6 protein-coding genes are annotated in these 13,625 nt (G+C 42.0%); 2 read left to right on the forward strand and 4 right to left on the reverse strand.

Annotated elements, in window-relative coordinates; translation table 11 throughout:
- Window positions 1-170: 170 nt before the first annotated feature.
- On the reverse strand, window positions 171-4,214 hold the full coding sequence (locus tag VK664_RS05290) for a DUF7619 domain-containing protein (protein WP_461397576.1): 4,044 nt from the start codon (window positions 4,212-4,214) through the stop codon (window positions 171-173).
- Between the two features lie 383 nt (window positions 4,215-4,597).
- Here VK664_RS05290 and VK664_RS05295 point away from each other — a divergent pair, with 383 nt between their 5' ends.
- Complete coding sequence (locus VK664_RS05295; RefSeq protein ID WP_461397577.1) at window positions 4,598-7,003, forward strand: ABC transporter permease; 2,406 nt, start codon at window positions 4,598-4,600, stop codon at window positions 7,001-7,003.
- 125 nt (window positions 7,004-7,128) lie between these two features.
- The gene (locus VK664_RS05300; RefSeq protein WP_461397578.1) at window positions 7,129-9,021 is read left to right on the forward strand and encodes a CocE/NonD family hydrolase; all 1,893 of its coding nucleotides are present in this window, start codon (window positions 7,129-7,131) and stop codon (window positions 9,019-9,021) included.
- A gap of 73 nt (window positions 9,022-9,094) precedes the next feature.
- Here VK664_RS05300 and VK664_RS05305 read toward each other — a convergent pair whose 3' ends face one another.
- The 3 genes from VK664_RS05305 to VK664_RS05315 form a co-directional block, all read right to left on the reverse strand.
- Entirely contained in the window at window positions 9,095-9,451 is a 357-nt protein-coding gene (locus VK664_RS05305) for a DUF1801 domain-containing protein (protein WP_461397579.1), read from the reverse strand.
- 148 nt (window positions 9,452-9,599) lie between these two features.
- Entirely contained in the window at window positions 9,600-10,373 is a 774-nt protein-coding gene (locus VK664_RS05310; RefSeq protein WP_461397580.1) for a response regulator transcription factor, read from the reverse strand.
- A 55-nt stretch (window positions 10,374-10,428) separates the two neighbouring features.
- Window positions 10,429-13,587: a ligand-binding sensor domain-containing protein gene (locus VK664_RS05315; RefSeq protein WP_461397581.1), complete on the reverse strand. Its 3,159-nt coding sequence runs from the start codon at window positions 13,585-13,587 to the stop codon at window positions 10,429-10,431.
- Window positions 13,588-13,625 lie beyond the last annotated feature (38 nt).

Consider the following 13,625-nt stretch of genomic DNA (forward strand, 5'->3'; position numbering starts at 1 on the left):
GGACCGCAAGGATCCTTAAACTATTGTCGGGAACAAAAACATGATTATATGAATATCATCATAACGTGGATTCACCGGTTGTAGATCTCGGGCATGAACAAACGGAATTGCAGATCACAACACACGAGAGTGAAAGGCTATAATTAAAATTCACTTATTTTTTTGGTACATCAAACTTTTAGCATCCGTAAAGTACCTACCATTTTTCCTGTTTTTAAATCAGAGATTCTCATCCAATAAGTACCTCGCAGGAGTTGTATTGTTTTGAGAGTTACCGTTTGCTCATTCCTTGAAATAGTTGTTTGCAGATTTGTTCCTTTTGTATCGAATAACTGTATACTGTACGACTTGATAGGTGAAAGTCCTGAAACATAAATGGTGTTAGAGAACGGGTTAGGAAATACATTGATAGTGGCCAACGGGTTATCCGGATCAACCAAAGCAGTTGTTGTAAGGTTTTTTGTGATGATGATACTATCTGTAACTGTGGCATTTGTGAAACATGTTTCGCTGGTTTTCATCTGCACATAAATCCAGTTTATTTTTTCAACCAGTATAGCAGCTTTGATGCTTACTATGTTGCCTGAACTTTCGGCTTTAAGTACCTTAGTGAATTGCCTGTCAAGAGCGAACAGGTAAGATGGATCTGTCCCACCTCCCTGGCGCGCAATGGAAGTAATTGTTACGGACTCTTCGTTATGGATCAGGACGTTCTTGTCAGCAATTATTTGGAGTTCTGGTACAACCGGTCGAATGAGTTTAAAAGGAAAAACGGATGAAGCTTCACCTGATTCATTTGAAAAACGGATACGAATAAGATGTTCACCGGGTTGCATACTGTTTATTGGTAAAACAAAGTCACCATTTGAGTTAACAGGTAAAGGTTTACCGTCAACAATCAATTCTGGCCTGGCCGATACCGGAACATTAAGGATCTTATATGTTTGTCCAGCCTGCATGCCGCAATAAATGCCTGATTGAAAATTAGTGACAGGCTTTCCTGGTAAAGGCGGCAATTTTTTTACCTTAGTAGTAACGGTATTAGTAGTGATGGGTAGGTTGTAATCGAAATAAATAGCTGCCTTGTTGCGGGCGATTTCACCAAGAGCGGCTGTTGGCTTCAACTTAACGTTAAAGACTACAAAGCCATGGCTTTTAGGTTCGTTAACATTGCTGTCGGGTAGCAAAATATTGTCAAACCTCCAGCTGAGTTGGTTGCCATTCTTAATTGAGAGACGATAATCGTGACTGGCTGCCACCATTTTAAGCGTTGCGGGATCGTGCATAAGATCCAACGTATCTCTTATGTCAACAGTAAATGCAGTGTCGGTCCCGGTATTCTGGAAACGAATGGTGTATTGAAGGGTTTCTCCTGAAACTAATGATTCAGGAGATATGATCCCTCCATGTATTTCTGCTTTGTCATTCGGATCAAATGATCCGGTTAGCAATTGGCGTAACATAGCAGTATCATTCGATGGCCTGGTATCCAGGCTGTCCTGACTTATGAATGCACGATAAAATAATGTATCGCTAATGTTAACAGCCGGTGGTGCCAGTATTGTGGAACTTATTAAGATTGATTTGGTACTGTTTATCTCAATTGGGTCCAGTTGCCACACCAATGTGTCTCCCGAAGCAAAGGAATACATTGGTATAGAAACGATGCTATCGGTTTTACTGCTTTTTATGACCGTGAGTTTTACTGATTCGGCGACTTTATTTCCCTGATTATAATATCGGAGTTCGTGGGTTGTTTTAAACCCAGGCCTTGCCGCACTGGTGGACTGGAAATAGATACCGATATCATGTTTGTTGTCAACTGCAAGCAGTGCAAATTCAACAGTATCGGTGGCCGAACCAGGTCGAAGTTCGCTCCAGGTCGATGAAGGCCTTGAAGCAAAATATTCCTGTGCTAATGGTTTTGTTTCATAAAAACCCGTGTCGGTCTGCAAAATAAATGTTCCGTTTTTTGATATAGTTCTCAACTCATGGCTGTTGCCTTTTGATGAAATCTCAATTCCATCTGCGTATTTTTCGGAGCCGTTCCTGATTCCATCGTTATTCTGATCATAAAAAACTTTACCATGAATATATCCTTTGAAAGGTTCAACGGACGGTGGCGTAACTTTCCTGATACGGTAATTAAGCTGGTCAGCGATGTACAAGTTTCCTGAACCATCGATACCGACATCCAGCGCATTAAATAGCTTTGCTGTATTTGCCGCAGTGCCGTCACCGTTATATCCAAGGTAAGGATAAGTGCCTGCGACTCCTGTGATGATTCCAGTGTTAACATCTAATTTTCTGACAACACCAGCAGCCGCGATATAAATATTTCCCAATCGATCTGATACCAGGCCAAAGGGTTCCCCGATGGTAGCAACGTTTGCCAGCCCGTTATCACCTGACCATCCAGGTGTTTTGTTTCCTGCCACGGTAGTAACGATACCTGTACGCGCATCAATTCTCCGTACCATATAATTATAGGTATCCCCTACATAAATATTTCCGAAAGGATCAACGCATAAAGCTCGGGGATAGTCAAAACTTGCTGCAAGGGCTGATGAGCCGTTGCCGGAAAACCCACGTTCACCACTGCCGGCTACTGTATTGATGATGCCTGTGACTGCATTGATTTTCCGGATGCGGCTACTAGCCATGTCTGCAATAAAAAGATTACCGGCAGAGTCTATGGCAAGGTGGTAAGGAAGAAACAAAGATGCTTTATTTGCTGGCCCTCCGTCGCCTGACAATCCTAAAAGACCTGTGCCCGCAACATGGCTGATTAAACCGGTCCGTCCATCAATTTTCCTGATGTTAATATTCTCTTCTATAAAAAAAAGGTTACCCGAACTGTCAACACAAAGTCCATTTGGTGTAGAAATTCTGGCATTTACTGCAGGTGTATTGTTGTCCGTATTCAGGCCCTTAATACCCGTACCGGCAACCACAGTGACCATCTGGGTCGCCTGATTAATTTTGTAAATCTTATGATTGAAGGGATCTGATAAGAAGACTGTGCCATGACGATCAACTGCTATATAAGAAGTTTCATAGAACTGTGCTTGTGAAACTGGTCCTGGTATACCCGAAGTGCCAATCGTGCCGTTGCCTGCATAACGGCTGATCATTTTTGTGTGAATATTGATTTTGCGGATAGAGTTGCTACCGTTGATATCCTCAAAATAAATATTGCCAGCAGGGGAAACTGCAATTGCCGAACTTTTTGGAAAAGAGGCGAGCGTTGCCTGGCCATTGTCACCTGTAGAAACCGGCGAACCTGTCCCAGCTACCGTATTGATAATATTGTTGGTGTCTATATTTCTTACACGCGTGTTGTCATTGATGTACAGATTGCCTGCACTATCAGCGGTCATGGCGTTTATGCTGTTAAACCTTGCCATTGAAGCATTTCCTCCATCTCCCGAAAAAGCTGTATCGGCATAAGTGCTGCCAGCAATTGTGGAGATCAATCCGGTTGAAGCAGTTATCTTCCTGATTGATTTCCGGTTTTGTACCAGGAATATGTTTCCGGCATAGTCGCATGCGACGGGCCCGGGTAAAATTGTTGCGGATGTGGCCGGCCCATTATCTCCGTCGCCGCCAGCAATACCTGTTCCTGCAACAGTCGTTACGATATCAGTTCTTAGATCTATTTTCCTGAGTCTCGAATTATCGACAACATATAGTTGCTGGTTGCCATCAATGGCAATTGACGAAATTTTTGCAAAGCCTGCGTTAGCCGCTGCACCGTTGTCTCCACCATAAATTTTATCCTTGCCTGCATACCACGAAACAGCACCGGTTGAAAGTTCAACCCGTCCTATAAAGTTTGCATCGGCAAAATAGAGTCTACCTTTGCCATCGAGGGCCATAGTGACAACGCTATTTGTAACAAAATAAATTCCATAGATATCACTTTTTATCTCATGGTCAGTATCGGCAATCTTTGAAACAAGTCCGGTGACGGCATCTATTTTTCGGATACTCCGGTGTTGTTTGTCATAAAAAAATAAGTTGTCATTCTGGTCAGCAACAATTGCAGGAACATTGGTTAGTGCTATGAGGGTTGAGATTTTTCCATCTCCTCTGACCCCACCTGCCATAGTAGTAATAATCTGGCCCTTAGCCTTATTTGATGTTACAGCGACGATGAGTAATACAATAAGGGTTTTCAACGCAATGCGCAGTCTACAATGGATTAGGTTCATTTTTTGGAAAAAGGGTGGGGATGAATGATAGGGGATGATCGGAGGCAAAATACTACAAATGTTCTAAAAATGAAATTCTGTTATTCAAGCAAGTATATTCGATAGGAAAATACGACCGCCAGTTTTAATTATAACGGCGCTTATTACACGCTGTAAATGTTTGGGCAATTATTGGAGGGACTATGGTATTGCACCGGGCATCCAGGATAGATCATTCAAAATGATAATCACATCCAGACAGCCACAACTACTCCTGTCCAAATCTGTACGGATAATGTCCGCTTTCGAACGGGTTAATTAAAACCAGTTTGCTAATTCTCTGTTCAACAGGTAATTGCAAAACGGCACGACGGTTGTAAGTTACCCGATAATAAAACTTCGCCATGCTAAGCCAATTCTTAAAATCTGCTTTCCGTAGCATCCGGAAAAACAAAACTTATAGTTTCCTGAATATTTTTGGGCTTGGGATCGGAATCGCCTGCGCCGGACTCATATTTCTTTGGGTGGAAGACGAACTCAACTATAATAAAAATAACGCAAAAGCTGAAAAGCTTTATGAACTGAAAGTAAATTTGAAACTGGCTGGAAATCTCTTCACCATATATTCATCCCCAAGACCAATGGCAGCCGCAATGAAGACTGAAATTCCCGGTATTGCAGATGCAGCAAGATATTCAGATAACGCACAAAGACTTTTGGTTAATACAAGTGATAAATCATTGTATAGTTTGGGCAGATATACCGACCCTTCTTTATTCCGGATGTTTAGCTTTCATTTTTTAAAAGGCAATGCTTCAAATCCATTCCCCCAATTGTATTCAATGGTAATTACCGGGAGCTGCGCCAAAAAACTTTTTGGGAATGAAGGAAATGTTGTTGGTAAGGTTGTGCGCATAGATAACAAACAGGATTATGTAATCAGCGCTGTTGTTGAAGATCTGCCGGAAAATTCCACCCTCCAGTTTGAATGGCTGGCTCCTTATGAGATTATTACGAATGAATTAAAGAACACAAAGTCTATCAGCGATGCTGTGGACTGGGGTAGTTATGGCCCTATTACCTATGTGGAGCTTGAGAACAGCATAAATGTTGAAGATGTAAATTCACTCTTAAAAGGATTTATCAAACAAAAAGCATCGGATCAGAAAGCGGAAGCGTTTTTATTTCCAATGGCAAAATGGCGTTTATATAATGAGTTTGCCAATGGGCAGGAAACAGGTGGAGGTCGCATCAAACAGGTAAATATGTTTGTAACCATTGCCTGGATCATTTTGTTGATTGCCTGCATAAACTTTATGAACTTGGCTACCGCAAGCAGCCAGAAAAGAGCAAGAGAAGTCGGTGTCCGCAAGGTGCTTGGTTCCGGACGCAAAAAATTAATACTGCAGTTTATGGGAGAGGCCCTTATGATGTCGTTTTTCGCGATGCTGTTTGCGCTGATCATCATTACGGTTACCCTTCCTTTTTTCAACCTGCTGATGGAAAAAACGTTGCAACCGGATTTTGGCAATCCAAATCATATCCTCGCGATGATGGTCATCACGCTGGTTTGCGGCATCACTGCAGGTATCTACCCATCGGTGTTTTTATCATCCTTTAATCCAACGAAAGTATTAAAAGGGTTAAGAGGCAAAAACAGCAGCGCAGTTTATATCAGGAAAGGGCTGGTAGTTACACAATTTGTAGTTTCTGTTGTTTTTATCATCAGCACTGTTATTGTCTACAATCAGATACTCCATGTCAAAAACAGGAAACTTGGCTTCAACCGCGAAAACCTGATCGAGATAAACCCGCAGCAGGATGTTTCAAAGACTTTCCCGATAATCAGGGATCAGTTGATCCAGACCGGTATCATCCAGGATGTTGCACTAGCTGACCATTCAACACTTGTTGGGGGAAATACTGATAGCAGGTTTAAATGGCAAGGTAAACCGGGCGGGGAATCAACGACTATTGCTCACCGTCATGTGAGTCCCCAGTTCATAGCGGTATCGGGCATGCGCATTATGCATGGCCGGGATTTCATAAATAATCCTGTTGCTGAAAATTCAAATGTGATTATTAATCAATCAATGGAGAAGTTGATGGGATCGGGGACTGCTGTGGGACAGATTATACAATCGCCACGCGGAAATGACAACGGTGTGTTTTCCGACATGACAGTAATAGGGGTAGTGGAAGATTATGTTTATGGAAATATCTTTGGTAAGGCCGACCCGTTGATTATTTTTTGTAAACCTCCTCAAAATCAGAATTTTCTTTACCTCCGGCTGAAAGACAATATTGAAACAGAAAGTTCCCTGGCAAAAATTGAAGCCGTAATGAAGAAGTTAAACCCCGCTTATCCCCTGGAATATAAATTTGTTGATGAACAGTTCAACCAACTGTTTAAAACGGAAACACTGCTGAGCAAAATTTCCGGCATTTTTGCGGGCCTTGCCATAGTGATTTCAGCCCTTGGGTTGTTTGGGCTGGCAGCATATACTGCCGAAAGGAGAACAAAAGAGATCGGCATAAGAAAAGTGCTTGGCGCAACTGTAGCGGGTGTGACGGTACTCTTGTCAAAAGAATTTTTGCAACTCGTGATTATATCCTGCCTGGTGGCATTTCCGTTGGCCTGGTTAATCATGGATAACTGGCTGCAATCTTATGAATACCGGGCTATCATAAGCTGGTGGGTATTTGGTGCTGCAGGCCTAACTGCGATTTTGATTGCCGTTACTACAATCAGTTTTCATTCAATAAAAGCCGCTCTTGCAAACCCGGTGAAGAGTCTGAAAACAGAGTAAGATCATAAATTATTCAATAAAAATATTCAAAGCCCGGATATCGGCTGGTAAAGCATCAACAAACATCTATAAAAAATCATTGGCTTCGCCAGGTAAAAAGCTGACGCATTCCATATCTTAGCAATATGAGAAAAATCATGCTGTCCCTCCTGTTTGCATTGGTAACAGGAGTACTATCCGCGCAAGACACTACCGCTGCTTACCGTAAACTAGATTCAATAGCTATCATAGATCAAAAAGTGATGATGCCCATGCGGGATGGCGTCAGGCTGGCAACCGATATTTATCGTCCGAAAGGAAATGCGAAAGCACCGATTATTTTTTCCCGCACTCCATATAATTTCAATACCTGGATAGATGGTAAAATGACAACCCGTACACTGGAAGAAGCATATAACGCGGTAAGCCGTGGATATGCATTGGTGGTACAGAATGAACGCGGCCGGTTTTTTTCAGAAGGAGAATGGGATATACTAGGCACACCTCTTACAGATGGCTATGATGCATTTGAGTGGATGTCAAAACAATCCTGGAGTAATGGTAAGATTGGTTTAATCGGTTGTTCTTCTACTGCTGAATGGCAGATGGCTGTGGCTTCTCAAAATCATCCTGCGCTTGCAGCTATGGTGGCACAAAGCTTTGGAGCTGGAATTGGCCGGGTTGGAAAGTTTATGGAACAGGGTAACTGGTACCGAGGTGGTGCTCAACAAATGCTTTTTACTGCCTGGCTATATGGAACCCAGGACGACATATACAAACCACGCCTGCCAAAGGATGTTACACAGGAAGACGTCCGCCGTCTGCAACGCTTTTATGATATGGGACCGGAAATGCCAAGGGTTGACTGGGCTGCAGGCCTCAGGCATCTTCCTGTAAAAGACATAATCAAAAATGCACAGGGTCCGGTTGGGATCTATGATAAAATGATTGCCCGCAAACCCAATGACACGGCCTGGTTTAAGGGTGGTCTTTATCATGACAACATGCCGCTGGAAGTTCCGGCTTACTGGTTCGTATCCTGGTATGATGTTTCTTCGGCGCCGAATATTGCGCTGTTTAATCATGTAAGAAACAGTGCAAAAAGTAAGGCCGTTGCTGATAACCAGTACCTGGTAATTGCTCCAACGCTCCATTGTTCTTATAAACGCGCTACGGAAAATACCATTGTTGGTCAACGCAGTATGGGTGATGCACGCCTGAACTATGATGAACTTACCTGGAGTTGGTTCGATATGTTACTAAAGGGAGAAAATAATAAGTTCAAAGAAACCAATCCACGCGTGCGATATTTTACAATGGGTATTAATAAATGGCAACAGGCTGAAAGTTTTCCTTTGCCAAATACCGAAACCAGGACATATTATCTGAACAGTGGTGGCAAAGCAAATACCAGGAATGGAGACGGTACACTGATGCTGAAAAAGCCTGGTGCAAAGGACCTGGCTGATGGATTTAAATACGATCCCATGAATCCTGTTCCATCCTATGGTGGTAATGTATGCTGCACCGGTACTGCAGTACAGGGAGGAGCCTTTGATCAATCTGAAATGGAGTTGCGCGATGATATACTGGTTTATACTTCCGAGCCATTAAAAGAAGGCGTGGAGATAACCGGTTTTATCGAGTCGACTTTATTTGTTTCTTCGACGGGGTTGGATACCGATATCACGTTAAAACTGATCGATGTGGACGCCGATGGCAAAGCCTACAACCTGGATGAAACCATCCAGCGTTTGCGTTATCGCGAAGGTTACGACAAGGAAGTGATGATGGAAAAAGAGAAAGTCTATAAGGTGGATCTTAGCCCGATGGTCACCAGCAATTTTTTTGCAGCGGGTCATCGGATCAGGATTGAAGTTTCGAGCAGTAATTTCCCGCGTTTTGACCGGAACCTGAACACAGGCGGCAACAATTATGATGAATCAAAAGGAGTGGTGGTGGAGAACAAAATACATCATTCATCGAAATACCCATCCTTGATTAAGTTACCGGTGATTTCGAAGAATACAGTTAAATGATAAATACTGTTTACAATCCTTTGTGTGTTGCCCCTTAAAGCCTGTCAGAACCATGGTTGAAACTTATGTCCCGTTACTTGTCCATTAATTTAATCCAATCCTTGACAACTTTTTGAAGATTTTCTTTGTGTTTTTTTACTTCATTCATCGAATGAAATTTTGCATATGCTTTCCCTTTTGGTCCTGGTTCGAGTACCCCGGTTTTATCATTTAATAATTCACCTTTGTGAAATATCACTGCGACATAATCTGTTATTCTTGGATTAAATGTTGCCATTGGTTCTTTATAGTCAAAGCTTGGACCACCCCATTTCACATCTTCCTCAAGCCTGGGACTGGCTTCACGAATAAATTTTATTACAGCTTCCATTTCTGCTTTTAGTGGATGTTTGAGTTTGTTTACAAACTCATCAACTTTCGTGTTTGTCATGGCGTTAGTTGTAATTGTTTTTTTTGATTATTTATTTTCTTGAAAGTAACTATATTCTTTTATCAAGAATTTATTGTTTTGTAAAAAGTCATTTGCGTTACAATTATAACTCAAATATGAAGATTCTTGCTTTTGTAAATCTTTACATTCACTCCTTTGCAGGCTCTTTTTTCATAGTAGCATATGCAGAGGGTGTAACGCCAAATTGTTTGAGAAAGCTGCGCCCAAAATTTGACTGGCTGTTAAATCCGGTCATGTCACAGATTTCATAGATACGATGCTCGCCCGCCGCGAGTAGTTCAGCCGCGCGTTTCAACCTTGTGATATTGATCAGTTCCAAAGGTGTCAGGTTGGTCACTGCACTAATCTTGCGATAAAGCGTCGCCCGGCTGAAATTCATTTTACAGGCAAGCAGATCCACATCAAGCGAAACATTTTCCAGATTCTGCATAATTAATTCATGCAGTTGCTGCAGGAAGATTTCGTCTGCCCTGGTATGGGCAACCGTGTTGATATTTACCAGCGGCGTATTGGCAAAATGTTCACGTATCTTAAGCCTGTTCGATAGAAGATTTGCAATCTGCACTTGCAGATAGGCAGGTGAGAAAGGTTTTTCAATATAAGCATCTGCACCTTCTTCCAGACCCTGGATCTTTGACTGCAAGGTGTTTTTTGCCGTTAACAATATCACCGGGATATGACTGTTCTCAATGTTTGATTTAATCGCCCGGCACAATTCATAACCATCCATTACCGGCATCATGATATCGCTGATCACTAACTGGATCACATCTGTACTTAAAATTCCTAATGCATCCTGGCCGTTCGTTGCCGTATAAACCTTGTAAGACTCAGAAAGATCTTCTGTAAGAAATTCAAGGATCTCCCTGTTGTCATCTACTAATAATATTGCAGGTTTCATAGATAAGTTAGTTGAGGTCATGGTATTAAACGTTGAGATTCTAATCCCGATACTGTCACACAGTTCTAGTAGTTCTTTGAGGCGCCAGGTTAAATTCAATCTCCTGGTGCATGGGCAATTCAACTTCAAACACATTCATATTATTAACCGACTTGTTAAGTTGCAATGATCCGCGATGTAATTCCGCCAGTGATCTTGCCAAAGCTAACCCTATACCGGTGCCGGTCTCACGACTGTTTTCATTTAACCGGAAAAAAGATTCAAATATTTTTTCGCGCATCTCATAAGGAATCAAAGGACCATCATTGGAAATAATCACCCGGAACGAAATATCGTCTGCAGATGGTTCCGGTAGCATGATATCAATCCGGGAATCCGCATATTTAATGGCATTATTTAATAGGTTAGAAATGATTTTATTTACCGCTTCCTTGTCGATATAAACTAGTAGGGCTTCAGGTGTTTCGATGGAGATATGGATATGTTTTTGCTCTGCCGCTGACTTAAACCTGAGTACATTATCCCGCAACAATGCCGATACATCAGTACATACAAAGTTCAGGCTGAAGTTATTGGTTTCAGTTTTCCGGAAATCGAGCAGTTGAGTAGTGAGGTCAAGCAGCCGGTCGGTATTTCTTTGCATGATCCGCAGGTTAGATAATATAGAAGCGTCTGCATGCTGGTTGCGCATCAATTTTTCCATCGGTCCCTTTATCAGTGTCAGTGGAGTCCTGATCTCGTGGGCAACATTGGTAAAAAATTCAATCTTGGAATGATAGATTTCCTTTTCTTTTTCATGTTCCAGCAATTCAAGTTTGCGGGCATTGATTTCGGCAATACGTCCGTGATAAAAACGCAACGCCAGCCATATAAGCGTACAAGAAATAATGAGGTATAACGTATACGCATAACTGCTCAGCCACCACGGTGGCTTCACCTGGATCTGGAGAATGGCCGGTTGTGCGTTCCAGATATCACTACTGTTGGAAGCCTTTACCTCGAACCGGTAGTTACCGGGTGGTACCCCGGTAAAATAAACCTTCCTGTTTTTTTCGAGATAGGTCCAGTTGTCATCGAGTCCTGCAAGACGGTATGCGTACTTTGTTCGTTCCGGAGCCGTGAAACTCAGTCCCGCAAAATCAAGACTGAAAGTAGACTGGTCGTGGTTCAGTATGATTTTATCCGTAAAAGTAACAGATCGCTGTAATGGAGATCCCGCCTGTTTTACACCCTGCTCTTTATCATACAATTGAAAACCGGTGATATAAACCGGTGGCAGATATTTATTAAGTATAAATTGTTCCGGGTGAAAACTGACCATTCCTTTCACGGTACCAAAATACATCCGGCCCGATGAATCCTTGAACGCGGAGTTATAGTTGAACTGATCGCTGATGAGCCCGTTTGCCTTTGTATAAGATTTTGCTTTGCCTGATACTGGATCAAAATCAGCCAGGCCTTTGGAAGAGCTGATCCAGAAATGACCGGCACGATCTTCCAGCATTGCAAAAATCAGGTTACCCGGAAGTTCATTTGCAGTGGTGAACCTGGTGAACTGCTTGTTTTCATCAACCTTGCAGAGGCCGCTCTCAGTAGCTACCCAGATATTTTGATGGCTGTCTTCATGGATCCAGGTTACATGGTTATCGGCAAGACTAAGTTTGTTGTCTGGATGATATTTAAAATTCCTGGTTTCATGGCTCAAAGGATCGTATGTAAATAAGCCTTCAACAAAACTGCCGATCCAGAATTTTCCTTTACTATCCTGGAAAATATATGTGTAGAATGTTTCCGGCAAATCTGCGAACTCAACAAAATCATCTTTGACAACATCATGAATATAGATTCCCTGGTTGGTGGCTGCAAGTATCCGGCCCTCTTTTGATTTTGCAAGATCATAAATGAAATTTGATTTAAATCCATGTGATCTTGAATCGTAATGCTTTAGTTTTTTACCCGTTTCCAGATCAACAAGATCGAGGCCATGTTGAAAGGTACCGATCCATAATTTGTTTCCATCAACAAGTAAACCATGAATATTTGAGTTAGAGTTCCGGTTGTGAAAACTAAACTCGTCAAATAAACCGGTGGCCGGGTTCATGATGTTGAGCCCCGCGTCTTCAGTTCCGATCAACAGGTTTCCCTTTCCATCCGGAACTATTTCCCTGACCGCATTTCCGCTGATTGAGTTTACCTGGTATTGTGGAAAAAACTTTTCGAATCTTGTAAACTGGCGCGGATAATAATTTACCCCACCGAAATATGTGCCTGCCCAAACACCACCTTCGCGATCCTTACAGAAAGTGTAGACGGCATTGTCAGAAACTGAATAGGGATCATTGTAATTTTTTCGAAGCCTTTTAAATTTCTTAGTATCGGAATTGTATATGATTATACCGGACTCTGACGCTACCCATAATTCTTTATCGGAATATTGAAGGATATCCCTGACAAATAAGCCGGAATCTTCGACATCAGGAATTTTAACATCCATGTATTTTCTTTGCCTTGTATCAAAAAATTTCAGGCCCTGAGCAGCAGTGCCGATTATCAAGCGACCAGGTCCGCCAAATGTAATTTTTTGAATCCAGGTAGAGATCGGTTTTGCCGAATGCTCAAAGAGATTGTAAGACTCAAAAGTTTTTTTCGACCTGTCATACTTTTCAACAGAGCCAGATGTTGTAACAACCCAGAGTTCGTTTTGATCATCAAGGCACATCGAGGTGGCATCAAAGCGCCGCGGTTGTTTAAATGCTTCGGTTGTTTTATTTGACTTATTGTATATTAATAAGGTGCCACGCGAAATCATCCATCTTTCATTTTTTCCGACCGCAATGATTTCTGTGATTTCCTGTGGCGGTGCAATTGACGAATAAGTAAAGGCTTCCGTGGCCGGATCGTAAATAAAAAGCCCTCCGTCTGTACCCACCCAGATGGTACCATCTTGTTCTTCAAATAAGCTATAGACAATATTTCTTCCTATGCTATTTGTATCACCGGGCTCATTGCGGAATACTTTAAATGAGTAACCATCATAGCGATTCAAACCATCTTTTGTGCCAAACCACATAAAGCCGTGACTGTCCTGCATGGTTGTCATCACTGCATTATTTGACAAACCGTTCTCAACCTGGAAATGATTGAAATAATATGGTTGTGCAACAGTAATGAAACTGGTAAACAGTAAGATTAATATGCATGATAACTTAAGCACTGATATCTGTTTGCTGATTTCCTGGCTTTTGACAAGTA

Origin of the sequence: Flavitalea sp. (assembly GCF_035489435.1) — a bacterium.
Taxonomy (GTDB): Bacteria; Bacteroidota; Bacteroidia; order Chitinophagales; family Chitinophagaceae; genus DATHKG01.